Genomic DNA, 25,636 nt, shown 5'->3' on the forward strand with positions numbered 1-25,636 from the left:
GAAAAGACTAGCACGCAGTTTACGTAAAGGTGATTGACTAAATTTCGCCGGTGATGGATTATTTTTCGATGAATGACAGAGCCCATCCGCCCCAGATCACCCAGACTTCCCAGTGGCCGGTCCCTGCAGACAGTGTGCGCTATGTGGTTCCGGAGCCGATCGTCCGCCTGCTGGCCAGTCACCCGCTGACCCGCGAACTCTACCCGCTGGCGTTCGGCCACTACCGCAGGGCCGCCGGCCATCACATGCACCGCGAGCATCATCGTGACAATCTTTTGATCTATTGCACCGACGGCAAGGCGTTCCTTAACGTCGCTGGCGAGCCCTACACCGTCGAGGCGGGCGACCTGGTATTACTGCCGGCTGGCGCCAGCCACCGATACACAGCCGACCCGGACAATCCCTGGAGTATCCACTGGGTGCATTTCACCGGCCCCCAGGCACAGGCCTTTGGTGATTACATGGGATTCGATGACGGCACACGGATTCGGCGACTGGGCCGCCAGCCCAGACTGCTGGTAGACTTCAACGGCCTTCTTTCCGTCCGGGAAACCGGGTTCCGGACCCGCGGGCTGGTGCACGCCAGCAACCGGCTGCGCCAACTGATGACAGCCATACCGCTGATTGCTGACGAAACCGGGCCAGCACGCCAGGCGGAGCTGGATACCCTGCACAACTACATGCGGGAAAATCTGGAGAAGAGACTGACACTGGGCCAGTTGGCCGAGCTTTCCGGGTTATCGCCGGCGCACTTCGCCACCCGCTACCGGGAGCAGACAGGCACCTCACCGATCCAGCATTTCCTGCATCTGAAGGTGGAACGGGCCTGCCAGTTGCTGGACACCACCAGCCAGAGCTTTGCAGACATCAGCCGGCAACTCGGCTACGACGATGCCTACTATTTCTCCCGGCTGTTCAAGAAAGTCATGGGCAAGTCGCCCAGTGATTACCGGCATACCGCCCGGCACTGAGGCCGGGCGCTGACGGAACGTCAGTCGTTACCGGAGGGCAGGACGTCGGCATTGCCCGGTGTCGACAGGTTATGCCGGTGCCGGCTGGAAAGGATATGGTGCAGACTGCCGCATTCCACCATGGGATCGTCGCAGTTCACCACAATATCGGAACGGGCGATGACGTAGCCCTTGCCGGTGATGCTGTTTTTCACCACCTGATAGTCGCCGGCCTGCTCCACCGAGGTGAATTCACCGATAAACCCGGTCTCCCGAAGCGAGATGGTTTCCAGGCGATCCCCCGGGCGGATGCTGCCTTCGTAGTTCATCAGCGCCAGGCGGGCTGAGGTGCCGGTGCCGGTGGTACTGCGACAGATCACACCGGGGTGCACATAGGTCGCTGACCGGGAGCGGTAGTAGCCATCGGCCACGTGTTCAACCGGGCCCATGAAATGCAGGAACGGCAGCGGGCCGACATCCCCCAGGGTGTAGTGGGAGAAGCCCCGCTCGGCCTGAATCGCCTCAACAATAGCGTACGCCGTGCGCGACAGCGCCTGCTCCTCATCCATATTCAGCTGAAAGCCGAGTTCCCGGGCGTCCACCAGCGCGTAGAAACCTCCACTGTAGGCCACGCTGTAAGTCACTTCCCCAAGGTCCGGCACATGGATGCTGGCTTTGTAGGTGTCAATGTAACTGGGCAGACCCTCGCAGGTGATGGCCTCTACCACTCCGTCACGAACCGTTGCTTCAATGTTCACCAGCCCCGCCGGCGATTCCAGCATGAAATGTTGCCGGCCTTCCCGCTTTTCCACGATGCCGGACTCCAGCACCGCGGTTGCGGTGCAGATGGTGTTGGACCCCGAATAGATCGGGTACCCCATCACCTCCATGATGATGTAGCCGGCCGCGGCCCGGGGATCGGTGGCCGGCACCAGCAGGTCCACCGACATTTCCGGAATGCCGTAGGGCTCTTCCAGCAGCAAGCGGCGCAGGCCATCGGCGTCGTCCCGCAGGTATTCCATCTGGGCACGCACCGTATCGCCGGGTAGCAGATCAATGCCGCCGGTGACGATGCGGCTGACATCGCCTCCGGCGTGGGTGTCCATCAACTGGATGCTCAGTTCCGGTTTCATCAGTCAGCCTCCAGGGCGTGGGGTTCACCGTGCACCTGCCATTGCTCATCAGGCACGATCACAATCTTGCCGAGGTAGTTGCTGCCCCGGTTCATGAAGTATTCCTCCGCCCTGTGCAGTTCGGACAGAGGGAAAGCGCCGTGCAGCACCGGCTTGAGCTGTCCGTCCCGTATCCACTGCATCAACTGGGCGGCTTCGTCGCGGGTGCCGTGGGAAACCCCGAAAATCTGGACCTGGTAAAGGTAGATCCGGGTCCACAGGATCTCACTGATGTTTCCGCCACTGGCGCCGGCAATGCTCAGGCGCGGATAGGTACGGCGGGCGTTCATGTCGAAGATCATGGCATCGATGAAACGATCGGTCATTTCACCGCCCACCAGATCCATGACCGCATCGAGCGGTTTTCCGCCTGTCGCCTGCTTCACCCGGTCCACAAACGTCTCCATGTCACCGCGGTCCAGCACGGCTTCGGCACCAAGATCCAGCAGCGCCTGCGCTTTGCTCTGCTGGCTCAGGGCATAGGGGATCGCGCCCATGATGCGGCACAACTGGATCAGCGCGGTGCCAACGCCACCGCTGGCGCCGGTCACAAGGACATGTTCACCTTCGGATACATCTGCGGAGGTGAGCATGTGCATGGCGGTCTGGTAGGAGCACATGCCCATGGACGCCAGCTCGGCATCGGTCACCAGCGGATTGGCAATATGGTGGAACTGGTCGGACGGCACCACCACATACTCGGCATAGCCGCCGTCCGCGCCATGGCCGTAATAGTCCGGAGTCAGATTGATGTCTGTGCGATCATCGGCGTAAATATTGAAATCCAGCAGCCCGCGCTCGCCCACGCGGCTTTCGCTGACACCCTCGCCAACGGCCGCCACGCGGCCAACCACATCGGCTCCCTGAATCCGTGGAAACGTCAGCGTCGGCTTGCCGCCCATCTGGAACGACGTCATCTCGCCTTTTTTGGTGGGATACAGGCCCTCACGGGCCTTGCGGTCGGTGTTGTTCTTCGCGGTTGCAGTCACCTGCACCAGCACCTCGCCAGGGCCAGGCTGGGGCACGGGCACATCCTGGTACTCGAGCTTGTCGATACCGCCATGGCCGGTCAGGACCATGGCCTTCATGGAGGATGGAATCATGGGCAACAGCGTCTCCCTGTCTGATGGATTTGGTATCCGCCAAGAATAGGAAAGATCACCGCCAGTGTCAGGGGCTGTTACGGATATCCATTAGCCGCCCGGCGCAGACGCTAACGGGCAATCACCTTGTACACCGGCCGCAGCCGGGGAATCTGTTTGAGCACCACCTGGATAACCGTCATCAGCGGCACCGCCAGCAGCACCCCCACCGGCCCCCAGAGCCAGCCCCAGAAGAAGATCGAGACAAAGATCACGATAGGGTTGATCGCCATCCGGAAGCCGTGAATCCAGGGTTCCAGAAACACCCCGGTGATGGTGGTCAGCAGAATAAAGCTCAGCGGCGCAACAGCCATCATCCAGATGGTGTCCAGACTCAGGGCCGAGACAATCACCAGCAAGGCGATGGTGAGCATATTGCCCAGGTAGGGAATAAAACGGGCCAGGCCTGCAACCAGGCCCCACACCGCGGGATCCGGCAGGCCAATGGCCCAGCATATCAGTGCCGTCAGCAGGCCCACGGAGGTATTGCTCAACCCCAGCACCGCCAGGTACTGGGCGATCTGTTGCTGGGAATCCCGGGTGATGCGCAGGACCGTCGACCGGTGCGGCCGTGGCAGTTGCTTGACGAAATTCCGGATCAGCCGGTCACCACTGACCAGCAGGAAATAGGTCAGCGTTAGGGCCAGAGCGAGTCCGGCAATACCGTTGCGAGCCTTGGACATCAGTTGGCTGCGCCAGGACTCGGTCTGCAGCACCACGGTGGTAGGCTCCTGGCCCTGCTCCTTGGACAGCCCCTCCACCGACTGCTCCACTTCCTGGGCCGAGCGGCTGACCTTGTCAATCTGGCGCATGATCTCGCTGTCGCCTACCAGCAGGCGTGACACCCCCTCCGGCGCCCGCTGCGCCCATTCCATGGCCGGCGTTGCCACGGCGGCACCGATACCAGCAATCCCGGCCAGAACCAGCAGAACCAGGATCAGGGCACTGAACACCCTGGGGACCCGCCAGCTTACCTGCGCTTTTTTGACCAGGGGCGCCAGCAGCAGACTGGCCAGGATTGCCAGAATGATCGGCAGCACGATCTGGTGAGCCACATAGAGGGTATAGAGGATGCCAAGAATGAAAATGCCGTAGATCGGGGTGGAAAGATCGGTCAGGGAATGCCCCACCTGAACGGAATCCGACTCGGTTGTTTGTGTCTGTTCGGTTTGTTCGACTGGTTGCTGACCCATGAATGGTTCCCGATGGAGCCGGACTGGCCTCCATACCCCCTGTGTAATGGAAAAGACCTGCCAGTGTAGCGCACTGTTGTGATGGGACGCATTATCAGGGCATTACAAACATGATGTAATGGCGCGGACAGCGGCAGGTGCCTTGACGGATATCAGATTCTTGATCTGCGGCAAGAGGCTGTTCCCCGTGTTTCGGTAATCTGCCGCGCTAATTGCAATATCAGGCCCTTGATGCGCAGACGGCGCCGTGAGGGCACCACGCCTGAATGTAGCGGGAGACCGATATGGCGGCTGAACCGATTATTCTGTTCGACGACGGGCACCACAAATGCCTGATGTTCGATACCCTGGTAACTGGCGAGGGCGTGCAGTCCAACCAGTTCCTTATTGTTGACGGCACTCACGAAGCGCTGATCGATCCGGGCGGGGACCTTACCTACACGCCTCTGTCCGTTGCGGCCTCCCGGTACATGAACATCCGGGATATGGACTTTGTTTTCGCATCCCACCAGGATCCGGACATCATCGGCGCCATTGACCGCTGGATCGTGCACACCCGCGCCAAGATCGTCACCTCCAAACTCTGGGCCCGGTTCCTGCCTCACCTGGTCTCCAGCTACGTGACCAACCAGCTCAGCGGCAGCGTCTACGATCGCATCATCAGCGTGCCGGACGGCGGCATCAACGTCACTTTCGGCGACACCTACATCCAGTGCCTGCCGGCTCACTTCATGCACTCGGTGGGCAACCTCCAGTTTTACGATCCGGTTTCCAAGATCCTGTTTTCCGGTGATCTGGGGGCATCCCTGGGTGGCGAGGACGATCACAAGCCCGTGTCCGATTTCGACAAGCACGTGCCGACCATGATCGGTTTCCACCGCCGGTACATCGCCTCCAAGAAAGTCTGTCAGATGTGGGCCAACATGGTCCGCAAGATGGACGTGGAAATGATCGTGCCCCAGCACGGCAAGCGTTTCGAAGGCCGCGACATGGTCGACCGCTTCCTGGACTGGGTCTCAAGCGTCGACTGTGGCATTGATCTGGTCTCCCAGGACAACTACCAGCAGCCGCTGGACTACGCCTGACGGCGATTTCCCCGGTTTCCGCAGGGATGCGGAAACCCTCCTTTCCCGCCCGGGGCCGGTGAGCCCCTGTTCCATCGCCTCCGGGTTCAGTAAAATCCTTTTTTTCTGAAAACCCGAGAGGCATACAGATGGGCAGAGCCTACCAGAACCGCAAAGAATCCATGGCCAAGACGGCCGCCGCAAAAACCAAGGTCTATAGCAAATACGGCCGTGAAATCTACGTTTGCGCCAAAGCCGGCGGCGTGGACCCGCAGGCCAACCTGTCTTTGCGGGGGTTGATCGAACGCGCCAAGAAAGATCAGGTGCCCGCCCACGTTATTGAAAAGGCCCTGGACAAGGCCCAGGGCGGCGGTGGCGAGGATTACTCCGCTGCCCGCTACGAGGGTTATGGCCCGGGCAACTGCATGGTGATCATCGATTGCCTGACCGACAATCCGAACCGCACCTTCGGTGACGTGCGCCTGGCGTTCACCAAAACCAAGTGCAAGATCGGCACCCCCGGCGCCGTATCCCATATGTTTGACCACTGCGCCATCTTTGCCTTCTCCGGCGACGATGAGGAAGCCGTTCTGGAAACCCTGATGGAAGACGACGTGGATGTCACCGACATCGAGCACGAGGACGGCAAGATCACCGTGTTCACACCCAACACCGAGTACGCCAAGGCCAAGCAGGCTCTGGAAGCGGCGTTCGAGGGGATCGAGTTCGATGTCGATGAAATCCAGTTCCTGCCCAAGACCACCACGCCGGTGGAAGGCGACGACATCCCGCTGTTCGAGAAATTCATGGACATGCTGAACGACCTGGACGACGTCCAGAACGTGTTCCATAACGCTGAACTGCCGCAGGACTGACAGGAGCCCCAAGGCCATGACCCGCAAACCGACACAGGGCGCACCCCGGGTGATCATCCTGAAGACCGGAACCACCTACCCCCCGATCCGAGAGCAGTTCGGGGATTTCGACGCCTGGTTTATCCGTGGCCTGCCGGACACCCTGGACCTGAGCGTGGTGGATGTCACCACGCAGCCCCTGCCCGGTCATCCCGCCGACTGGCAGGGCGTGGTTATCACCGGCTCGCCCGCCATGGTCAGCGAGCGGCCGGACTGGAGTGAAAACACCGCCGCCTGGGTGCGACAGGCGGTGGAATCCGGAGTCCCGGTACTCGGTGTCTGCTATGGCCACCAGTTGCTGGCCCACGCCCTGGGCGGCGAAGTGGGCTACCATCCCGAGGGCCGGGAGACCGGCACCCATGAGGTCACCCTGTCTGACAACGCCAGCAGTGATCCGCTGTTCAGTCAGTTACCCCGCCGGTTCGACGCCCAGTTGACCCACAAGCAGTCGGTACTCCGGCTGCCCCCGGAGGCGATCCTGCTGGGGCGCTCCGACTTCGAGCCGCACCAGGCCTTCCGTGTGGGCCCCAACGCCTGGGGCGTGCAGTTCCACCCGGAATTCACCGCCCCGATCATGTCCGCCTATCTGGACGTCCAGCAACCGGAACTGGCACAGGAAGGTTTTGATGTATCGGCACTGAAAGCCCGGGTGCAGTCTGCGCCGGAAGCCTCATCCGTGCTCACCCTGTTCTCTGGTCAGGTACACAGCCACTGGCTGGGATGATGACGCAACGTTAATGGCAAAACGCGGTCGGCCGGTTGAATAAACGGACACCTGAGCCTAGGGTAAATGCAAACCTGAACAAAGGAGTCTGACATGCCCGGAATACGTAGCTACCTGAAACAGATTTCACTGGCCATGGTTGCGGTCCTGACTCTGGCCACCACCTTTTCAACCGTTGCCCAGGCCAGCATGGTAGGCACTGGTGACGTTATCCAGCAGGAACAGACACAACTGGACCGCCAGCAGCTGCTGGACATGCTGGAAAAACAGGAAGTTCAGGAAAAGCTCGCGGACCTCGGGGTCAGCAAGGACCAGGTTGCCGAGCGCATCCAGAACCTGACACCGTCGGAACTGGCAGACTTCGAACAACAGCTCGCTGAGGCTCCGGCCGGCGAAGGCGTGGTTGGTGTGATTGTGCTGTTCCTGCTGGTGTTCATCGTCACCGACATGCTCTGCGCCACCGACCTGTTCCCGTTCGTGCGCTGTATCCGCTAAGCCATGCCCGAACGGTTCCCCGCCATGGCCGTTGTTCTGACGGTCATGGCTCTGGCTGGCTGCGCTTCCGCCCCACCCTGGCCTGAGGATCCTGCCGGTCCGGCCGACACCGTTGTCCAGTCGGATGCCGACGTGCTGGTGCCGGACGTGCCTTTCTACCCCCAGGAAAAGTACCAGTGCGGCCCGGCCGCGCTCGCCACGGTACTGAATACCCAGGGACTCAACACCAGCCCGGAGGAACTCAAGGACAAAGTCTATATCCCGGGTCGGGAAGGCTCCCTGCAGGTGGAACTGGTGGCCACTGCCAGGGACTACGGCATGCTGGTCTATCCCCTGGAGCCGGAAGTGGACAACATTCTCGCGGAAGTCTCAGCGGGCAATCCCGTGCTGGTGATGCAGAACCTCGGGCTGGACTGGTGGCCCCAGTGGCATTTCGCTGTCGTGGTCGGATACAACCACGATGCGCAGACACTGATCCTGAACACAGACACCCGGGAACACTACGCCATGGCATACGACGTATTCCATGCCACCTGGAACCGGGCCGAACGCTGGGCCGTGGTCGCCCTGCCGCCGTCGGAACTCCCGGCCACAGCTCAGCCGGTGGCCTTCCTGCGCTCGGCTCACGACCTGGAAACCACCCGGCACTATGGTGATGCCCTGACGGCCTACCAGGCTGCGGAACAACGCTGGCCGGACACCCCGACACCCCTGCTGGCACAGGGTAATCTGGAATACAGTCTGGCCAACACCGATCGGGCGCTGGGCCATTTCACGCGCCTGGTGGACCGCTTTCGGGACTATGCCCCGGGCTGGAACAACCTCGCCCATGCCCTGGATTCGGTCGGTTGCCAGGACGGCGCACAAAAAGCCCTGAGCTGCGCCATGGAACTGGCGCCAAACACCTTTGATGACGAAGATTTCAGCCGAAGCACGCCAGGCATGCAGAGCTGCCCGCCGGTTCCCGAATGCCCTGTAGCACCCGGCGAAGGCGACACCAACTAACGCCGGATCAGCACCACATCCTTGCGCGGAATCTCCAGGTGCCAACCGTAATACTCGGCCAGCCATTCAAACGTGCCCTGACGATAGAACACCACATGGGTCGGGTCCCGGCGGTAATGCCAGTGGTCGAACCGGCTGTCGTCGGTCTGGAAACAGGTCATGATGCCCAGCCAGCCACCCGGTTCAAGCAGGCTGTTTAGTTGCCGGAACACGTCGGCCGGACGGTGCAGATGCTCCACTACCTCGGTGCAGGTAATGAAATCGTACCGGCGCTCCAGGGTCGCCGGATCCGGATAGAAGAAAGGATCATAGAGCGACATCTCAAACCCCGCGCCGGCAAACATAGCTGCCAGGGCCGGCCCGGGGCCGCAGCCGTAATCCAGCCCGCGGGCGCCTGCCGGCAATTTGGGCAACAGCGGGTCCATGACCTTCGACAGAAACCGGCGGTAGCCCGGATCATCCGGATGGTTGTCGTGCAGTTCGTAGACCCTGCGTTCCTCATCCTCAGGCAGGCGGGACTCGGGTGCCATGATCGTCGCTTCACAAACGTCGCAGCGCAGATACACCTGCTGCCCGAGGGTTCTGAACGGCCCGGTCCGTCCCTGCTCGCAGACCGGACAAAGGAGTGATTCGTCGGCAGTCATTGCACCGGTTCCCTGCCTGCAGCCGAGCGCACCAGCCGATCGAGCGCCGGCGCATCAATGACGGACTCACTGATCAGCTCCAGACGGCTAAGGTCCCGTGGCTCGGTGGGCCCGGTGCTTACCACGCCATCGACAACATTCATCGTGCGCCAGCCGTCCGGTGTCCGGACCACAGCCTTGAAGCGGACGACAGACTCATCACCGGCAAGCGCCAGCAACTGGCTCTCATCGAACACATCCTCCGGATGCACCCGCCAGCCAAGACTGAAATGGCCCTGCCCCCGGTTCTCAACCATCTGCCATGGCTGGGCCTGGATATCCGCCGGCTCTGGCGGGGGCGTCTCATCGTGCCGATGGTGCCCATGAGCGTGCGGGTCACTGACTGGCCGCTGATCCGGCTCGCCATGCAGCCAGTCTGCCGCCATCCCGTTGCTCCCGTTATGGAAAATCTGCTGCTTGGCGGGTTCAAGAGCACTGGCCCAGCGGTCAAAATCCGAGAGCTGGGCCGGTGTACACAGGTCCGTCTTGTTCGCCACCAGGATGTCGGCAGCCGCCACCTGATCCCGAAAATGCACGTTTTCCCGCACCCGCTCGTCGCCCAGTTTCCGGGGGTCGACCAGCGTGATCACCGGGCCCATGTGCAGGACATCCAGATAGTGCTCCTGAGTCAGGGTCTGGATGATCTGGGCAGGATGCCCAAGACCGGTAGGTTCAATCAGTAGCCGGTCCGGTCTGGCCCGATGAATCAGCTGATTCAGGCCAATCTGCATGGGCAGTCCTGCCACGCAACACATGCAGCCACCGGGAACTTCTTTCACATAGGCGCCTTCGGTCTGGAGCATGGCGCCATCAATACCCACTTCGCCAAATTCATTGACCAGAACAGCCCAGGTTTCATCGGCAGGCTTCTGCCTGAGCAGATCCAGTATGGCGGTGGTTTTGCCAACCCCGAGAAACCCCAGGATCAGAGTGGTTGGAATGGCGTGGACAGGTTGAGACATCGGCTTTCACCTCAAATTGTTACAATATAACATTTCAGGCTCAGCCACGGCCATACGCTCTGATCATTGCGTTCGCACCAGGCGGTCCAGACGCAGGCGCTGGCGCTCATCAAACAGACGGCGACTGCCCCAGCTGACAGCCATCACGGCACCGAAACCGGTACCTACTGAAATCAGCAGCATCACCAGAATCTGGTATTTGACCGCGACCGCAGGCGGACTGCCCGCCAGAATCTGGCCGGTCATCATTCCCGGAAGGCTGACAATGCCGGCGGCGGCCATGGCATTGATCGAGGGCATCATGCCGCTGCGCATGGCGTCCCTGCGGATCCCCTCCATGGCGGATGCCCAGGTTTCGCCGAGCATCAACCGGTTCTCGATCAGTGCCCGCTGGCTCCAGACCGATTCGTTCAGGCGGTCCAGGCTGAGGGCCACGCCGGTCATGGTGTTGCCGAGCATCATCCCCAGCAGGGGAATCGCGTACTGGGGCGCGTACCAGGGTGAGGGTCCGATGATCACCGTCAGGGCCAGAATCGTGACGGCAAAGGAAGAAAGGAACATGGCGCCGGTGCCGATGCCGAACGCCCAGACGCCCCGCAAGCGGCGCTGCTGTCGCGCCATCACCTCGCGGCCGGCCACCAGCAGCATCACCAGGGCCATGACAGCCACCCAGTATACGTGGGCCGAAGCGAAAAGTGCCTCCAGCACCAGACCGATCAGAGCCAGTTGAATAACCGTGCGGGCGGCGGCAATCAACAGATTGCGGGCAAGCCCCAGGCGACCGTACAGACTCAGCCCTGCCAGCGCGAGTACCAGAAAGGCGGCGAGCCCCAGCTTCCACCAGGCCAGATCAATCACCTGCATCGCGAGCCTCCAGAGCACTGCCACAGATTGCAACGTGATGATCCGCCACCCGGTGAATCTGGGCCCGGTCATGGGCCACCCAGAGTACAGCCATTTGCCGGCGGCGGATTTCATCCAGCAACCAGCGCTCGACCGCCTCGGCCATGTCGTCGTCGAGGTTCGCGGTGGGCTCATCAAGCAGCAGCGCCCGGGGGTTGCGAACGAGCGCCCGCCACAAAGCGAGGCGCTGGCGCTCACCGGAAGACAGACGGTTCACCGGCCAGTCCAGAACCTCTCTGCCCATGCCGGGGACCCGGTCAATCATGGCATCGTCCCGGTCAACACCATGGTCGCCCACCGCGTCATACCACCACTGACTGTCCGCCGGCACCATGATCACCTGTTCACGCCACCGGTTGGCAGGCATGGCGTTCTGTTCGTCCTCGCCCAGAAAAATCCGGCCATCATGGGGATCCAGATCTGCAACGGCCCGCAGCAAACGGCTTTTACCGGAACCGGAAGGACCGGAAAGACAGGTTACCTCGCCCGAGCCGATGGTCAGCGACACACCCCTGAGCGCCCCGACGGAGACCTCCTGAAGACACAGGTCCATTACCGCATGCTCCATGCGCCCGTCATGACTGTCGGGGGCCTCCCAGGAAGCGGCGCTGGACGCCCTCGGACAACATCACATGCGCGAGGGCCGGATACGGCAGGTAATGCAGAAAGATGGTCGCCAGAATAACGGCGTTGAAACCCTCGCCGAGAAACAGCCAGGCGGTAAACGCCGCAAACAGGGCACCCAGGAACCCGCCGTAAATCCAGAGCAGCCGTGACCGCTCCGCGGCCGCTGGCACTCGCTGCAGGGCTCGTGCGACCGAGAACCCCATGTAGATGGCAATGGCCAGTGCAATCAGTACGGAGGCGAGCAGCCCGGTAAACCCCAGCAGGAACCGGCAAAGGTAATTCGCCAGGAAGAACAGCGCGATGCCGGTCACCGCAACGATGGTCATTCTTGTTTTTTCCATGAGGATTCTCTAATCAAGTGAAAAACGTCTGATGACAGTGTAAACCGAGCCGTCTTGCCCCGGTGTACTTTCAAACAGGGCGAAGTGCCGGACCGGCAGCAGGCCAAAACGGGTTTCCTGTTGCTCTGCCAACAGTTCCCGCACCGGTCCGGCGCCCTTGCGGAAGCGTGCCAGGGTAATGTGAGGGGTGAACGTTCCGGCCACGCTGCCGGAACCATGGTCACCGAGGCAGGCCACCAGTTGTTCATGCAGCCGGGTAACCGGAGCCGTTGGCTGAACCCCCGCCCACAGATTGCGGGGCGTGTCCGGGTGACCGAACACGCCCAGCCCGGTCACTTCCAGATCAAAGCGCGGGGCCCGTAACTGCGACGCTGAGCCAATGAGGGATGACAGCTGAGCCGGTGACACCGCGCCGACGAACGCCAGTGTCAAATGCAATTGATCCGCCCGCTGCCAGCGGGCTCCCTCAACGGGAACGGGCAGGGTCAGCAGTTGATCCCGCACCGGCACCGGCAGTTCCAGCCCGAAAAACACCCGCTTTTCAGGGCCATCACGCCCGGTGCCGCGCCCTGATGCCCCAGCCATTACCAGGGCAACTCTTCACCATTGCTGTGCCAGAACGACCCGCTGTTCTCCAGCGTCAGGTTGGCAATCCGCTCAGCCAGACCCATGGCCGATTCTTCCGGAGTGATCAGGCCGCCGAAGTTCACCATGCGGGTTTTGACATAACCCGGGTGCAGCAGGGCGACGGCAATGCCCCTGGATTTCAGGTCGACTGCCAGGGATTTGCCGAAGGCGTTCAGCGCCGCCTTGGAGGCCCGGTAACCGTACTTGCCGCCGGAGTCGTTGTCGGCAATCGACCCCATCCGGCTGGTGATATTGGCAATCCGGCTGCCTTCCTTCATCAGCGGGATCAGGGCTTCCGCCACCCGCAACGGTCCATAGGCGTTGACTTCCATCTGCTCACGGATGGAATCGAAATCGATATTGCCCAGTTGCTCGTCCCTCAGAAGACCGGCATTGTTGATCAGCAGATCCACCGACACACCGTCCAGGCCGGACTTGAGCCTGTTAACGCCGTCATCAGTGGTCACATCGATACCGTCGATCACCCGGCTCGCTACGCCTGCCAGCTCTTCCGAGCTCTGACGGCAGACACCGATCACCTCACTACCCCTGCCTGCATACAGGCGTGCCAGTTCCAGTCCGATTCCCCGGTTTGCCCCGGTAATCACGACGACATCAGGTGTACTCATTATTCCTCCCAAATTCATCGGGTGACGTTCTCTGGCTCATGTAAGCCCTATGGGCATACACTGTAAAGCCACTGCCGCCGAATCTACAGGGATACATTGTGGAATTCATCCTGACCCTTATTGCCATCGCCCTCGTCCTGCTTGCTGCCCCCCGGTTCCTGTTCCGGATAAAGGATCTGTCCCACCTGGATCAGGCTCATTACCCGGTGCGGGACCAGACTCCGAGCGACGGCCTCGCTTCGGTGCTCAGTGACATCCGGCAACTCCAGCAGGCTGCCCAGGCAGCCAGAGGCAAGGCCCGGCTGAAGACGCTGCGCCACTGTATGGACCACCTCAACGACGACCTTCCCATGCAGTCGGAATTCCGGTCCAATTCGCAGCCCCGGGGCGAATGGGTGCTGGCGCCCGGTGCCGACAGCCGGCGGCGTGTGCTCTACATTCACGGCGGTGCCTGGGCCGCCGGCAGCCCGCGCAGTCACCGGGCCATCACCGATCGCTTTTCGCAACTGGCCAATGCCGCGGTGTTCGCTGTGGATTACCGCCTGATGCCGGAGCACCGGTTTATGGACGGCATCCGGGATTGTCGCGAAGCCTATCAGTGGCTGCTGGAAAACGGACCGGATGGCCCCGAAGCTCTGGACTTTCTGGTGGTAGCGGGCGATTCGGCCGGTGGTAGCCATACCCTGAGCCTGATCGCCTGGATTCGTGACCAGGGGCTGCGGCAGGCCGATGCGGCTGTGGCACTGGCCCCTTCCACCGATCTCACCCTGACCGCGCCCAGCAACCGGGACAACATGGCCACCGATGCGCTTCTGGGCCCGATGACCCGGGGCCTGAAACGGGTGCCATTGCCGCTGCTGTGGTGGGTCACGTTGCTGGGGTTCCGACTGTCCCCCGCCAACCCGGTTGCCTCACCCCTGCGTGGTGCGCTTCACAATCTGCCGCCAACGCTGGTTCATGCCACCGATCAGGAAATGCTCGTTGATAACGCCCGCCGTTACGTGACCGCCGCCCGCAATGCCGGCTCACCGGCTCAGTTACACCTCTGGCCCGGCCTGGTGCATGTCTGGCACATGTTTCCCCGGCAACTGCCGGAAGCGGAGGAGGCGTTCGCGGATATCCGGGCATTCCTGCAGGCAGTCGAGGCGGATCAGGTGTAGTAGTCCGCTAATACCCGCTCCCCGCATGCCCCTGCTAATCTCAGAAGGGATTGGCATGACAATGACAAGGAGACAGCCATGAGCGGGAAAAAGATTCTGATGATCACCGGTGACTTCACCGAGGACTACGAAACCATGGTGCCCTTCCAGGCACTTCAGGCGGTCGGCCACACGGTCCACGCGGTCTGCCCCGACAAGAAGTCCGGGGACACGGTGGCCACGGCCATCCACGACTTCGAGGGCGACCAGACCTATTCGGAAAAACCCGGGCACCGCTTTGCCCTGAACGCGGACTTTGACGGGCTGAATCCGGCGGATTACGACGCCCTGGTGATTCCCGGCGGCCGGGCGCCCGAGTATCTGCGCCTGAACGAGGAGGTCAAGGCTCTGGTACGCCACTTCTTCGAAACCGACAAGCCCGTTGCCGCCATCTGCCACGGTGCCCAGTTGCTGGCCGCGGCCGGCGTTATCAAAGGGCGCCAGTGCTCTGCCTACCCGGCCTGCCAACCGGAAGTGGAACTGGCCGGCGGCCGCTTTGCCGGCATCGAGGTTGATCAGGCAGTCACCGATGGTAATCTGGTGACCGCACCGGCCTGGCCCGCGCACCCGGCCTGGCTGGCGCAGTTCTTCAAGCTGCTCGACCAGTAATCACGACGGGGCCGGCCGCCGGCCCCGTTTCCCGGAGGTGGCCATGTGCAAACTGTTTATCAACACGGATCCGGACCTGTGGGTCAGCAAGACCCATTCACTGAGGATCGATGGCATGGTCACCAGTGTGCGCATGGAAAACGCCTTCTGGCACGTACTCGCAGAGATCGCTCAGCGAGACGACATGAACCTGCCCCAACTGCTGACGCGGCTTTATCACGAATCCATTGATGCCGGCCACGACCTGGGCAATTTCACCTCATTCCTGCGGGTCTGCGCCCTGCGTTATCTGCAACTGCAACTGACCGGAGACGTACCCACCGACACCCGGGTACCCATTGCGTCCCTGGACGCTGACCGCATTCTGTCCGGTCAGGACAGCCAGCCAACCCCCACTGCCCCGGCCAACAAATCCACACATTAAATAACCGGCATCAGGGCTGACATTTCGATTTTGTCATAATACAGTGAAACCCTGTTCATTCCGCCGGGGCTTCCCATGCCATTCGCCATCCGCAACCTGACATTTCTGGCCGCCATACTGCTGGTTCTGGGCGGTTGTGCCGGCAATGAAAGCCTGCAACAGAAGCAGGCTCAGATGCAGCCCCTGCCTCCGGAACTCACCGAAGCGCCGGGGGACACCGGCAGGCTCTGGCAGGTATTCGAACGCTATCGCGGAGCCCCCTATCAATACGGCGGCACCTCGGCGAGCGGTTTCGACTGCTCCGGCTTCATCCTCACAGCCTACCGGGAAGGACTCGGGCAACACCTGCCCCGCACCACCTCGCAAATGCTGGCCCGGGGATCGGTGGTCAGGCCCGGCGACATTCAGCCCGGCGACGTGGTGTTCTTCCGGATTGCGGGCAAGGAGCAGCATGCCGGCATCTACATGGGCAACAACCGGTTCATCCATGCCTCCACATCGGCGGGCGTGACGGTATCTGACATCAACGGCTACTACTGGCAGGGACGTCTCAGCAGCGCGCGGCGTTTTTGATGGGGCTCGCGATTCACTCGCAGGCTCAGGCTAACCGGGCACGGAAAACACCGGGCGGTTGAATCACCGTTTGCGGCGAACGTACAGCACCTTGTGGACACGGGCCACGACCTCACCCTCACTATCGACAACCTCAACATCCCAGGTGGGCAGGTATTTGTCGCCGCTGGCAGTGGCTGCCTGAATCTCTTTCAGCCGCTCGTCACTCATTTCAAAGCGGGCTGTGACCGTGCCCCGCCCGGGGCGAACAAATTCGATACTCGCCGACTTGTCCCAGACCAGATACCCCGACCCCAGTCGGCGCATCAGCAGCAGCATGTACATCGGGTCCACCATGCTGTAGAGCGAACCGCCGAAATGGGTACCCACGTAATTGCGGTTGTACCAGCGCTGGCGCATTTCCACCGTGGCAGAGCGGAAATCCGGGGCGATGTGGGTCACCCGGATGCCGGCACCCAGGTACGGCGGATACAGCGTCAGCAGACGGCGCAACGCGCCGGAAGACGCAAACCAGCGGCGAACAGTGGCATTCATGATCTCGGGCTCCCGGGTGAACGTTCAGATTCATACGATCGTTTGAATCTTACAGACCACCGATAGCCAACTGCAAGGCAATCGCCGCCATCATCAGGCCAATCAGGCCATCAATCACCCGCCAGGCAGACGGTTTCGACAGCACCGGCGCCAGCGTTGAGCCAAACCAGGCAAGCCCGCTGAACCAGAGCACAGAAGCACTGCTGGCGCCGGCGACAAAACTGGTGGCATCGTCCTGCTGGGCGCCAATGGAGGGAATCAGCAGCAGGGTGTCCAGGTAGACCTGGGGATTAAACAGGGTCACGGCCAGGGTCGTGAACAGCACGCCTTTGACACTGCGACGGCCGAGCCCGCCTTCCGCCTGCAGCGCTTCACGACCACGTCCGGCGCGTACCAGGGCCTGCAGCGCCAGCCACCCCAGAAACGCCACGCCCAGCCAGCGCAGCACTTTCATTGCCTGCGGCATGGCCATCAACGCGGCGCTGACGCCAAACATGCCAAGCGTAAACAGGATAACGTCCGAGGTCATGCACAGGCCGGCCGACCACCAGTGATGTTCCCGGCGAATGGCCTGACTGAGCACATAGGCATTCTGGGCACCGATTGCCACGATGATGCCGCCACAAACCACCAGCCCTGTCAGATAACTCTCAATCATGCCTGCCTCCGTCAAACCAGGACGCAAGCATACCCGCGCAGGTGTATACTTGAAATTCATACTCCTAATGCTGCATCAGTTTTTCTTATGATTGACTACAAACTTCTTGAGGCGCTGGCCACAGTGCTTGAGCATGGCGGGTTTGAACGCGCGGGGGATGCGCTGGGGCTGAGTCAGTCCGCTGTGTCCCAGCGCATCCGGACCCTCGAAATACGCCTGGGCCAGCCGGTACTGGTACGCAGTCCGGAACTCCGGGCGACACCGGCCGGTCAGCGTCTGCTCAACCATGTACAGCAGGTGCAGTTGCTCGAACGGGATCTGGCCACCTCGCTGCCCACGCTGACCGAACCGTCATCCCGGCTCCGCATTGCCATTAATGCCGACAGTCTGGCGACCTGGTGGGCCGAGGCGATCGGGCGTTTCTGTCAGGAGGAAGGTCTGCTTCTGGACCTGGTGATTGAAGATCAGGACGTGGGGCTGCGCCGGATGCGCGAGGGGGATGTTGCCGCCTGCCTGTGCAGCAGCCCGCAACCAGTGGCCGGAGCCCGGTGCATGGCCATGGGCACCATGACCTACCTGCCCCTGGCAACGCCAGACTATGTGGCCCGGCATTTTCCCGACGGCTTGACGGAGGAAAGCCTGCGGCACGCGCCGGCAATCATTTTCGGCCCCAATGACCAGTTACAGCATCGGTTTCTGGCCGGGGTCGGATTCCGCAGCTCGTTTCCCCATCACCGGTGCCCGTCATCCGAAGGTTTTGTAAAAATGGCGCTGGCCGGGCTGGGTTATGGCATGATTCCGGAAATACAGGCCAGCAGGGAGCTGTCGGCCGGAACCCTGGTATCCATCGCACCCGGCCATCATCTTGATGTGCCCCTGTACTGGCACTTCTGGCGACACGGTGGTGGTACCATGGAACGCATGACCCAGGCACTCAAACGTACCCGAATACTCCAGCGGTAAAGGAGCCCCGACCTTGAACCTGACCACACCCGCCCTGCTCTTCCCGGCGATTTCCCTGCTTCTGCTGGCCTATACCAATCGCTTTCTGGTGCTGGCACAACTTATCCGGCAACTGCGCCAGATGAGCTCCGAGGAAGACCACCGCCTGATTGGCCGCCAGATCGGCATGTTGCGAAAACGCATCGTGCTGACCAAGCGCATGCAGGCGTTTGGTGTGCTGAGTTTCTTTCTCTGCACCGTGTCCATGTTCCTGCTGTTTCTGGAGTTGCAGTTGCCGGGTGTTATCGCCTTCGGCATCAGCCTGGTGCTGCTGTCGCTGTCACTGCTTTACTCCCTGTACGAAATCCAGATTTCCACCAATGCCATCAACGTCGAACTGGAGCGCTTTGAGGCCAGCAAACGGGGTGAGGCGTAGAAAAGCGCACTAGGGCCTGGCTCGGACCCCGAACCAGTGTGGATAGGTCAGCAGGCAATAGATGGCAATCATGTCATAGACGGCATGCCAGACCATGACCAGTGCCAGGCTGCCACTGAGCTGATAGGCCGTGCCCATTACCAGCCCCAGCCCCGTGGCCATGACAAAATAGGTGAACGACACATAGTGCACCGCCCCGAACAGAACCGCAGCGGCAAGGACGGCGGCCCAGGATGGTAGGTAGTCCAGGGCCAGCCCCTGGACCGCGCCGCGGAACAGCAGTTCCTCGCCCACGCCGGCCAGCACCGACAGAGCAATCAACACCAGCCAACTGTAACTGCGGGCAAAGCGGTACAGGCCCCGCATCTGACGGCCCAGGTCATCGGGGAACAGGCCCGGGATTTTTGAAACCAGCAACAGCAGCAGATAGGTCAGCCCGGCCCCCAGCACACCCAGCAGCAGTACCTCCGCCGGAGCCAGGCCCTGCCACTGCAAAGGAATGCCCAGCCACCAGACCAACCCGAGACCTACCACGCCAATACCGCCCTGAAAACCCAGGGCGGCTGCCGTGGAAATGGACGAACCGCGACGCGATGCCATGATCAGCTGTCAAACAGCCCTTTGACCGGGAACAGGTCATCATACTCCGGCACCTGCTTCTGGCCCTGGGCCTGGAAGGTTTTCATCATGTCGTTGGGGCGGAACATACCGGACTGCCAGTTGGCCATGTACTTGAGACTGTCCTCGACGCTGTGGTCCCGGCTGAAGTTGAGCATTTCCTTGCAGCCAGTGACGGCCAGTGGCGAGTTTGCCGCAATGGTACGGGCAATCTCCATCACGCCCTCCAGCATGGCTTCGTGGCTGTCATAGACCGCATTCACGAAACCGAGCCGATGGGCCTCATCGGCTCCAAACCGGCGGCCGGTATAGGCCAGTTCGCGCACCACGCCTTCCGGCATGAGCTTGGGCAGACGCTGCAGGGTACCCACATCCGCGGTCATACCCAGTTCCGTTTCTTTGATGGTGAACCAGGCATCCCGGGTGCAGTACCGGCTGTCGGCGGCGCAGACCATATCCAGAGCACCGCCAATGCAGCCGCCCTGCAATGCGGCCAGCACCGGCAGCCGAACCTTCTCAAGGGAGGTGACCGTATCCTGCAACTGCAACACCACACGGCGCAGGTTTTCCGCCATACGCCCCGGGTCACCGGTCATGGGCACAGCCTTGGGGTCGGTAAACACGCCCAGGTCCATGCCGGCGGAGAAATGCTTGCCGGTGGACGAAATCACAATCACCCGGGCATCGGTGTTGGCTTCAATGTCCTGCATGCACTGTGGCAGCTCCAGCCAGAACTCGCGGGTCATGGAGTTGAGGGCATCCGGACGGCACAGCCTGACGTGGGCAATCCGGTCAGTGACATCCACTTCAAAGCACTGGTAACGGGGGGATTCAGACACCTTGCGGCTCCTTTTCTTGTCTGGAATGGGGTGTTGATGCTTTTCAGGGAATACCAAGCATCCTATCCTTGGAACGGACATTACCGCGAAACGAGGCACGATGGAATTTACTTTCCTCGGGACATCCGCCGGCACGCCCACCCGGGCCCGTAACGTAACAGGCCTGGCGCTTTGCCTGCACGGGCCCAAACCCTGGTATCTGGTGGACTGCGGCGAGGCGACCCAGCACCAACTGCTCCGGACCCGTTATTCGGTGATGCAGTTGCGGGCCATATTCATCACCCACAATCACGGAGATCACATCTTCGGACTGCCGGGGCTGTTAACCAGTGCCTCCATGCTCGGTCGGTCAGAACCTCTGGACCTGGTGGCACCGGCTGCCGTTCACCGGTTTGTCGAAGCCGCCATTGGCAACAGCGATTCCAGCCTGAGTTTCCCGCTGAATTTCATCGACTCCGAGGGAGAAAACGTTCACTGGCAGGACCAGAACCTGCGGGTAACCACCACCGCCCTGTCTCACCGGGTGCCCTGCCGTGCCTTCACCTTCACCGAGCGCCGGGTTGAACGGCAACTGATTCAGGAGCAACTTGAGGCCGATGGCGTGGAAGCCGGCCCAGCCTGGGGGCGCCTGCAGAAGGGCGAGGATGTCCTGCTTGATGACGGCCGGCTGCTGCTCAGTGACGATTACACCCGTATCTGCCGGGCGCCACGGCAAATCATCGTGGCCGGCGACAACGATTCTCCCGAGCTTCTGGCCGATGCCAGTCGCAACAGCCATGTTCTCATCCATGAGGCCACCTACACCCGGGATATTGCGGATAAAGTCGGCCACTGGCCCCAGCACAGCTGTGCCGAACAGGTGGCCCGTTTTGCCCGGCAGGCAGGGCTACCCAATCTGGTGCTGACTCACTTCAGCTCCCGGTACCAGTCCGGCCCCGGTGGCACACCTCACATCAACCAGATTGCTGCGGAAGCCCTGCAGCATTACCGGGGGCAGCTGTTCCTGGCGCGGGACCTGGATACTTACCAACTGGACCGGGACTTTACCCTGGTAAAGCAGGAGGCGTCCTGATCAGTCAGGCCGAAGGCGGCATCACCACCCACTCCGGCTCCTCGAACTCGCCCAGGGGAATCACCTCCACAAACGGTGCGGCACTGCGAATAATCTCGGTAATACGGGGATCCTTGTCCTTTTCCATGGCATCCCGCGCTGCCTTGCTGTCCCAGGAGGCAATGGCAATCAGGGTATGCGGATCACCGATTTTCCGGTGCAGCATAGTGCCACGGGCACCCGGCGCCTGCTGGATCAGTTCACTGGCCCGGACCCAGGCATCGGCATAGTCCTCCGCCTGATAGCCCTCCCGGATACGGACTTCAAAAATGTACTTCATGCTTTTCACCTCCCGTCGTGGGGTTAAGGCAACCATCCTCACCCCCAAATTGCGTAGGATCAAACCCTGAGCGAACGGACTGGAAACTTCCGGTGTTAGCAACCACCCTTAAAGAAGACGTCATTGCGGCCAGCCTGACGCTGGCCATCAACACTGGGAGGTGTCGATATGTACCGCAAAATTCTGGTCCCTGTGGACCTGTCCCATCTCGACAAGATGCCCAAGGCACTGAACACCGCCATCGACATGGCCAAACACTACGGCGCAACCCTGTGCTACGTAACGGTCACCAACAGTACACCCGGGGCGGCTGCCCATAATCCGGAGGAACTGGCCGACCGGATGCATGAATTTGCCGAAGAGCAGGGCAATGCCCACGGCATCAAAACCGAGGCGGAAGTGCTGTCGTCAGTGGATACCGCCGTCGAACTGGACGACAAGCTCCTGGAAGCCATCAAGAACACGGGCGCCGACCTGGTGGTGATGGCGTCGCATGCACCCGGGCTTGGCGACAAACTGCATCTGCTGCGCTCAAATGGTTCGGAGATCGTCAAACACACCGATATTTCCGTGTTCGTTGTGCGTTAACAGAAGCCGACCGCATTCGGCCTGAGCGCCATCCTGGGATATAGTGGATCCACACGTTTCTCAGGATGGGCCTGTATGTCATCCCCCGCGACTTTTGCCGTCTTTGCCGTTGCACTGATTGCCTTTACGTTGTTCTACCTCTTTTTCTACCGGTCCTGGCGCAGGCAACGGGAGCTGGGGGAGCCCTTTCCCGGGCAATGGCGACAGTTGCTCGAAACGAACGTCCCGTTTTACCAGCGGCTGTCAGTGACGGAAAAGCGCGCGCTCGAGCAAAAGGTCCAGCTGTTTCTCGCGGAAAAGGACTTTTATGGCTGTGACGGTCTGGAGATGGATGACCGGGTGCGCGTGACCATCGCCGGCCACGCCTGCCTTCTGTTGCTGCACCGCCCATTTTCCGACTACGACGATATCCGCAGCATCCTGGTTTACCCGGACGTCTACCGGGTGAAGCATGCCTGGCATCACGGCATGATCGTGCACGAAAGTGAAGAAGTCCGGGCCGGTGAAGCGTCCGGGTTTGGCCAGGTGGTCCTGGCATGGAGCCAGTGCCTGCAGGCAGCGACCACGCCGAACTGCTCCCACAACGTGATCCTGCACGAATTTGCCCATCAACTGGATTATCTGGACGGTTCTCCGGACGGCGCACCGCCGCTGTCCGGGCAGCAGGCCGAGCACTGGCAGACCACCATGACGGCCGCCTACGAGGACCTCAGGGAAGCCATTGAGCACCACCACCGGCCCTGGCTGGATCCCTATGGTGCAACGGAGCCCGCGGAGTTCTTCGCGGTCCTGACCGAGGCGTTTTTCCAGCAGCCGCGGCATCTGTCACGGGTGCAGCCGGAGGTCTACCGGACGCTGCAGGATTTCTACCGCCTGGACCCGCTCAGCTTCATCCCCCGTCACCCCTGACACCAAGACGGTCCAGGTACAGGTGCAATTCCTGTTCGCTGATGTTCACATACTCCAGGACCCGGCCGTAGAGCATGGCCGTGGGCACGTTGCGCCCTCCCCGCTCCTTCTGGGTTTCACGGAGTACGTAAAGTATCGTGCGTTCCGTTTTTGTGAGACCATCCCGCGCGTCGGGGATCACCTCGTCTATTCCGCGTAAACTGCCCATATTTCTGAATCCGGTAAGCTCTCCATGGAAATCAAAGTCAACTATCTCGACAACCTCCGGCTCGAAGCCAGGTTTGATGACTTCAACGTCGTATCCGACCAGCCTGTCCGTTACAAGGGCGACGGTTCCGCCCCTGGCCCGTTCGACTATTTCCTGGCGTCTTCCGCCATGTGTGCGGCCTATTTCGTGAAGGTGTACTGCAACGCCCGCGACATTCCCACCGACAACATCCGCTTGTCACAAAATAACATTGTTGACCCGGAAAACCGCTACAAACAGATTTTCAAGATACAGGTGGAACTGCCGGACGACATCTCCGACAAGGACCGCCAAGGTATTCTGCGCTCCATCGACCGGTGCACGGTCAAGAAGGTGGTCCAGACCGGACCGGAATTCCAGATTGAAGTGGTGGAAAACCTCGATGAAGACGCCCAGGCCCTGCTGACAGCCGCTCCCGGCGGTGAAGCGAGCACTTACATCGAGGGCAAGGACCTGCCACTGGAGCAGACCATTGCCAACATGAGTGGCATTCTCGCGGACCTGGGCATGAAGATCGAGATCGCGTCCTGGCGCAACATCGTGCCTCACGTGTGGTCGCTGCACATCCGGGATGCCTCGTCGCCCATGTGCTTTACCAATGGCAAGGGTGCCACCAAGGAAGCGGCCCTCTGCTCGGCCCTGGGCGAATTCATTGAGCGCCTGAGCTGTAACTTTTTCTACAACGACCAGTACTTCGGGCCGGACATTGCCAACAGCGAGTTTGTGCACTACCCGGATGAGCGCTGGTTCCAGCCCGGCCCGGATGGCGAACTGCCCGACGGGATTCTCGATGACCACTGCCTGGCGATCTACAACCCGGAAGGCGAACTACTGGGAACCCACCTGTTCGACACCAACTCAGGTACTCCGGAGCGCGGCATCTGCTCTCTGCCCTATGTACGCCAGTCAGACGGGGAAACCGTCTACTTTCCCTCCAACCTGGTGGAAAACCTGTACCTCAGCAACGGCATGAGTGCCGGTAACACCCTGCCCGAGGCTCAGGTTCAGTGTCTCTCGGAAATCTTCGAGCGGGCGGTGAAAAAAGAGATTATCGAGGGAGAGATTGCCCTGCCGGACGTGCCCCGGTCCGTTCTCGATCAGTACCCGGAGATTGTCGAAGGCATCGACGCCCTGGAGCAACAGGGGTTCCCGGTTCTGGTCAAGGATGCCTCACTCGGCGGCCAGTTCCCGGTCATGTGCGTGACCCTGATGAACCCACAGACCGGCGGGGTGTTCGCCTCCTTCGGTGCCCACCCGAGCTTCCACGTGGCTCTGGAACGCAGCCTGACCGAACTGCTGCAGGGGCGAAGCTTCGAGGGTCTGAAGGATTTGCCGGCGCCGACCTTCAACTCCATGGCGGTGACCGAGCCCAACAACTTTGTCGAGCACTTCATCGATTCCAGTGGCGTGGTGTCCTGGCGCTTCTTCAGTGTGCGTTCTGATTATGAGTTCGTCGAGTGGGATTTTTCCGGCTCCAACGAAGAGGAAGCCTCCCGCCTGTTCGGCATTCTGGAAGCCATGGGCAAGGAAAGCTACGTGGCCGTGCACGAAGACCTGGGCGCTCCGGTCTGCCGCATTCTGGTGCCCGGTTATTCGGAAGTCTATCCGGTGGAGGATCTGGTCTGGGACAACACCAACATGGCCCTGCAGTTCCGGGAGGACATCCTGAACCTGCACCGGCTGGATGATGACCAACTGGCCGATCTGGTCGAGCGCCTGGAAGAGGTCGAGCTGGACGTCTACATGACCATCATCACCCTCACCGGCATCGAATTCGATGAAAACACCATCTGGGGTCAGCTCACCATCCTGGAGCTCAAGCTGCTGATTTACCTGGCGCAGGGCGAACTTGAGGAGGCCCGGGAGCTGGTCGACATGTTCCTGCAGTTCAACGACAACACCGTTGAGCGCAATCTCTTCTATCAGGCGATGCAGGCGACGCTTGAAGCCACCCTGGAAGACGACCTGGAACTGGACGACTATCTGCACAATTTCCGTCGTATGTTCGGTTCCGAGACCATGGATGCCGTGCTGGGTTCCATCGACAGCTCCGTGCGTTTCCATGGCCTGGAGGAGACCAACCTCCGGCTTGAGGGGCTGGACCGGCACCTGCGACTGCTGGATAGCTACAAAAAGCTGCACGCCGCCCGGGCCCGCCGAAGCGGAATCGCCGGCTGAACGGGGGCCGATGGCGCACGAGTGTCAGATTTCAATACCGTTTTTATTGCGATACCCGGA

The 25,636-nt window shown here is 61.1% G+C and carries 32 protein-coding genes; 16 read left to right on the forward strand and 16 right to left on the reverse strand.

Features of this window, described 5'->3' with window-relative positions:
• The first annotated feature begins 68 nt into the window (after nucleotides 1-68).
• On the forward strand, nucleotides 69-971 hold the full coding sequence (locus tag HNR38_RS09465; protein ID WP_246362579.1) for an AraC family transcriptional regulator: 903 nt from the start codon (nucleotides 69-71) through the stop codon (nucleotides 969-971).
• Between the two features lie 20 nt (nucleotides 972-991).
• Here the strand turns inward: HNR38_RS09465 and HNR38_RS09470 are convergent, their stop codons facing one another.
• The 3 genes from HNR38_RS09470 to HNR38_RS09480 form a co-directional block, all read right to left on the reverse strand.
• Nucleotides 992-2,083 carry a proline racemase family protein gene (locus HNR38_RS09470; protein WP_183702799.1) on the reverse strand — a complete coding sequence of 364 codons (1,092 nt, stop codon included), beginning with the start codon at nucleotides 2,081-2,083 and terminating at the stop codon, nucleotides 992-994.
• Nucleotides 2,083-3,225, reverse strand: coding sequence for a zinc-binding dehydrogenase (locus HNR38_RS09475; protein WP_183703366.1), 1,143 nt, complete (start codon nucleotides 3,223-3,225; stop codon nucleotides 2,083-2,085). The genes HNR38_RS09470 and HNR38_RS09475 overlap by 1 nt, the downstream gene beginning before the upstream one ends.
• Nucleotides 3,226-3,335: 110 nt before the next feature.
• Nucleotides 3,336-4,457 (reverse strand): AI-2E family transporter, encoded by a 1,122-nt coding sequence (locus HNR38_RS09480; RefSeq protein ID WP_183702801.1) that lies wholly within the window; start codon nucleotides 4,455-4,457, stop codon nucleotides 3,336-3,338.
• A 284-nt stretch (nucleotides 4,458-4,741) separates the two neighbouring features.
• Here HNR38_RS09480 and HNR38_RS09485 point away from each other — a divergent pair, with 284 nt between their 5' ends.
• The 5 genes from HNR38_RS09485 to HNR38_RS09505 all read left to right on the forward strand — a co-directional run bounded on the left by HNR38_RS09485 (nucleotide 4,742) and on the right by HNR38_RS09505 (nucleotide 8,659).
• Entirely contained in the window at nucleotides 4,742-5,542 is an 801-nt protein-coding gene (locus HNR38_RS09485) for an oxygen-binding di-iron domain-containing protein (RefSeq protein WP_183702803.1), read from the forward strand.
• A gap of 128 nt (nucleotides 5,543-5,670) precedes the next feature.
• Nucleotides 5,671-6,396 (forward strand): YebC/PmpR family DNA-binding transcriptional regulator, encoded by a 726-nt coding sequence (locus tag HNR38_RS09490; RefSeq protein WP_183702806.1) that lies wholly within the window; start codon nucleotides 5,671-5,673, stop codon nucleotides 6,394-6,396.
• A 16-nt stretch (nucleotides 6,397-6,412) separates the two neighbouring features.
• Nucleotides 6,413-7,159, forward strand: a complete 747-nt coding sequence (locus HNR38_RS09495; protein WP_183702809.1) for a glutamine amidotransferase — start codon at nucleotides 6,413-6,415, stop codon at nucleotides 7,157-7,159.
• Nucleotides 7,160-7,252: 93 nt separating this feature from the next.
• Nucleotides 7,253-7,654, forward strand: coding sequence for a PA2779 family protein (locus HNR38_RS09500; RefSeq protein ID WP_183702811.1), 402 nt, complete (start codon nucleotides 7,253-7,255; stop codon nucleotides 7,652-7,654).
• A 24-nt stretch (nucleotides 7,655-7,678) separates the two neighbouring features.
• Nucleotides 7,679-8,659, forward strand: a complete 981-nt coding sequence (locus tag HNR38_RS09505) for a PA2778 family cysteine peptidase (RefSeq protein ID WP_246362581.1) — start codon at nucleotides 7,679-7,681, stop codon at nucleotides 8,657-8,659.
• On the opposite strand, the gene HNR38_RS09510 is transcribed toward HNR38_RS09505, so the two are convergent.
• The 7 genes from HNR38_RS09510 to HNR38_RS09540 all read right to left on the reverse strand — a co-directional run bounded on the left by HNR38_RS09510 (nucleotide 8,656) and on the right by HNR38_RS09540 (nucleotide 13,431).
• Complete coding sequence (locus HNR38_RS09510; protein WP_183702817.1) at nucleotides 8,656-9,303, reverse strand: class I SAM-dependent methyltransferase; 648 nt, start codon at nucleotides 9,301-9,303, stop codon at nucleotides 8,656-8,658. The genes HNR38_RS09505 and HNR38_RS09510 overlap by 4 nt on opposite strands.
• Complete coding sequence (locus HNR38_RS09515) at nucleotides 9,300-10,304, reverse strand: CobW family GTP-binding protein (protein WP_183702820.1); 1,005 nt, start codon at nucleotides 10,302-10,304, stop codon at nucleotides 9,300-9,302. The genes HNR38_RS09510 and HNR38_RS09515 overlap by 4 nt, the downstream gene beginning before the upstream one ends.
• Before the next feature lie 63 nt (nucleotides 10,305-10,367).
• Nucleotides 10,368-11,168, reverse strand: coding sequence for an ABC transporter permease (locus tag HNR38_RS09520; protein ID WP_183702823.1), 801 nt, complete (start codon nucleotides 11,166-11,168; stop codon nucleotides 10,368-10,370).
• Nucleotides 11,155-11,775 carry an ABC transporter ATP-binding protein gene (locus HNR38_RS09525; RefSeq protein ID WP_183702837.1) on the reverse strand — a complete coding sequence of 207 codons (621 nt, stop codon included), beginning with the start codon at nucleotides 11,773-11,775 and terminating at the stop codon, nucleotides 11,155-11,157. The genes HNR38_RS09520 and HNR38_RS09525 overlap by 14 nt, the downstream gene beginning before the upstream one ends.
• Before the next feature lie 7 nt (nucleotides 11,776-11,782).
• Nucleotides 11,783-12,175, reverse strand: a complete 393-nt coding sequence (locus HNR38_RS09530) for a hypothetical protein (RefSeq protein WP_183702840.1) — start codon at nucleotides 12,173-12,175, stop codon at nucleotides 11,783-11,785.
• Nucleotides 12,176-12,184: 9 nt separating this feature from the next.
• Nucleotides 12,185-12,760 (reverse strand): RNA 2',3'-cyclic phosphodiesterase, encoded by a 576-nt coding sequence (gene thpR / locus HNR38_RS09535; RefSeq protein WP_183702843.1) that lies wholly within the window; start codon nucleotides 12,758-12,760, stop codon nucleotides 12,185-12,187.
• Nucleotides 12,760-13,431 carry an SDR family oxidoreductase gene (locus tag HNR38_RS09540; protein ID WP_183702846.1) on the reverse strand — a complete coding sequence of 224 codons (672 nt, stop codon included), beginning with the start codon at nucleotides 13,429-13,431 and terminating at the stop codon, nucleotides 12,760-12,762. Before HNR38_RS09540 ends, thpR begins: the two co-directional genes overlap by 1 nt.
• A 98-nt stretch (nucleotides 13,432-13,529) precedes the next feature.
• On the opposite strand from HNR38_RS09540, the gene HNR38_RS09545 reads away from it, so the two are divergent.
• The 4 genes from HNR38_RS09545 (at nucleotide 13,530) to HNR38_RS09560 (ending at nucleotide 16,236) form a co-directional block, all read left to right on the forward strand.
• Nucleotides 13,530-14,591 carry an alpha/beta hydrolase fold domain-containing protein gene (locus tag HNR38_RS09545; RefSeq protein ID WP_183702849.1) on the forward strand — a complete coding sequence of 354 codons (1,062 nt, stop codon included), beginning with the start codon at nucleotides 13,530-13,532 and terminating at the stop codon, nucleotides 14,589-14,591.
• 78 nt (nucleotides 14,592-14,669) lie between these two features.
• Nucleotides 14,670-15,239: a DJ-1/PfpI family protein gene (locus HNR38_RS09550; protein ID WP_183702852.1), complete on the forward strand. Its 570-nt coding sequence runs from the start codon at nucleotides 14,670-14,672 to the stop codon at nucleotides 15,237-15,239.
• Between the two features lie 43 nt (nucleotides 15,240-15,282).
• The gene (locus HNR38_RS09555; protein ID WP_183702855.1) at nucleotides 15,283-15,663 is read left to right on the forward strand and encodes a ribbon-helix-helix domain-containing protein; all 381 of its coding nucleotides are present in this window, start codon (nucleotides 15,283-15,285) and stop codon (nucleotides 15,661-15,663) included.
• A 75-nt stretch (nucleotides 15,664-15,738) separates the two neighbouring features.
• Nucleotides 15,739-16,236 carry a C40 family peptidase gene (locus HNR38_RS09560; RefSeq protein ID WP_183702859.1) on the forward strand — a complete coding sequence of 166 codons (498 nt, stop codon included), beginning with the start codon at nucleotides 15,739-15,741 and terminating at the stop codon, nucleotides 16,234-16,236.
• 63 nt (nucleotides 16,237-16,299) lie between these two features.
• Here HNR38_RS09560 and HNR38_RS09565 read toward each other — a convergent pair whose 3' ends face one another.
• Together HNR38_RS09565 and HNR38_RS09570 are read right to left on the reverse strand one after the other, a co-directional pair.
• A complete protein-coding gene (locus tag HNR38_RS09565; protein ID WP_183702862.1) occupies nucleotides 16,300-16,770 on the reverse strand; it encodes a DUF4442 domain-containing protein in 471 nt (156 codons plus the stop codon).
• A gap of 49 nt (nucleotides 16,771-16,819) precedes the next feature.
• Nucleotides 16,820-17,428 (reverse strand): LysE/ArgO family amino acid transporter, encoded by a 609-nt coding sequence (locus tag HNR38_RS09570; RefSeq protein WP_183702865.1) that lies wholly within the window; start codon nucleotides 17,426-17,428, stop codon nucleotides 16,820-16,822.
• An 87-nt stretch (nucleotides 17,429-17,515) separates the two neighbouring features.
• Between HNR38_RS09570 and HNR38_RS09575 the strand changes: the two genes are divergently transcribed.
• Together HNR38_RS09575 and HNR38_RS09580 are read left to right on the forward strand one after the other, a co-directional pair.
• Nucleotides 17,516-18,391, forward strand: a complete 876-nt coding sequence (locus HNR38_RS09575) for a LysR family transcriptional regulator ArgP (RefSeq protein ID WP_183702868.1) — start codon at nucleotides 17,516-17,518, stop codon at nucleotides 18,389-18,391.
• A 13-nt stretch (nucleotides 18,392-18,404) separates the two neighbouring features.
• Entirely contained in the window at nucleotides 18,405-18,806 is a 402-nt protein-coding gene (locus tag HNR38_RS09580; RefSeq protein WP_183702871.1) for a DUF2721 domain-containing protein, read from the forward strand.
• A gap of 9 nt (nucleotides 18,807-18,815) precedes the next feature.
• Here HNR38_RS09580 and HNR38_RS09585 read toward each other — a convergent pair whose 3' ends face one another.
• Both HNR38_RS09585 and HNR38_RS09590 read right to left on the reverse strand, forming a co-directional pair.
• Entirely contained in the window at nucleotides 18,816-19,406 is a 591-nt protein-coding gene (locus HNR38_RS09585) for a CPBP family intramembrane glutamic endopeptidase (protein ID WP_183702874.1), read from the reverse strand.
• 2 nt (nucleotides 19,407-19,408) lie between these two features.
• A complete protein-coding gene (locus tag HNR38_RS09590; RefSeq protein ID WP_183702878.1) occupies nucleotides 19,409-20,263 on the reverse strand; it encodes a crotonase/enoyl-CoA hydratase family protein in 855 nt (284 codons plus the stop codon).
• 100 nt (nucleotides 20,264-20,363) lie between these two features.
• On the opposite strand from HNR38_RS09590, the gene HNR38_RS09595 reads away from it, so the two are divergent.
• Nucleotides 20,364-21,335 (forward strand): ribonuclease Z, encoded by a 972-nt coding sequence (locus HNR38_RS09595; protein WP_183702882.1) that lies wholly within the window; start codon nucleotides 20,364-20,366, stop codon nucleotides 21,333-21,335.
• 4 nt (nucleotides 21,336-21,339) lie between these two features.
• Here HNR38_RS09595 and HNR38_RS09600 read toward each other — a convergent pair whose 3' ends face one another.
• Nucleotides 21,340-21,654 carry an antibiotic biosynthesis monooxygenase family protein gene (locus HNR38_RS09600; protein ID WP_183702884.1) on the reverse strand — a complete coding sequence of 105 codons (315 nt, stop codon included), beginning with the start codon at nucleotides 21,652-21,654 and terminating at the stop codon, nucleotides 21,340-21,342.
• A gap of 168 nt (nucleotides 21,655-21,822) precedes the next feature.
• Here HNR38_RS09600 and HNR38_RS09605 point away from each other — a divergent pair, with 168 nt between their 5' ends.
• Together HNR38_RS09605 and HNR38_RS09610 are read left to right on the forward strand one after the other, a co-directional pair.
• Nucleotides 21,823-22,242, forward strand: coding sequence for a universal stress protein (locus tag HNR38_RS09605; protein ID WP_183702886.1), 420 nt, complete (start codon nucleotides 21,823-21,825; stop codon nucleotides 22,240-22,242).
• Nucleotides 22,243-22,317: 75 nt separating this feature from the next.
• A complete protein-coding gene (locus HNR38_RS09610) occupies nucleotides 22,318-23,151 on the forward strand; it encodes a M90 family metallopeptidase (RefSeq protein ID WP_183702889.1) in 834 nt (277 codons plus the stop codon).
• On the opposite strand, the gene HNR38_RS09615 is transcribed toward HNR38_RS09610, so the two are convergent.
• Nucleotides 23,132-23,359 carry a hypothetical protein gene (locus HNR38_RS09615; RefSeq protein WP_183702891.1) on the reverse strand — a complete coding sequence of 76 codons (228 nt, stop codon included), beginning with the start codon at nucleotides 23,357-23,359 and terminating at the stop codon, nucleotides 23,132-23,134. The genes HNR38_RS09610 and HNR38_RS09615 overlap by 20 nt on opposite strands.
• Nucleotides 23,360-23,383: 24 nt before the next feature.
• On the opposite strand from HNR38_RS09615, the gene HNR38_RS09620 reads away from it, so the two are divergent.
• Nucleotides 23,384-25,576, forward strand: coding sequence for an OsmC domain/YcaO domain-containing protein (locus HNR38_RS09620; protein ID WP_183702893.1), 2,193 nt, complete (start codon nucleotides 23,384-23,386; stop codon nucleotides 25,574-25,576).
• Nucleotides 25,577-25,636: the final 60 nt, after the last annotated feature.

This window comes from Marinobacter oulmenensis (assembly GCF_014201735.1).
GTDB lineage: Bacteria > Pseudomonadota > Gammaproteobacteria > Pseudomonadales > Oleiphilaceae > Marinobacter > Marinobacter oulmenensis.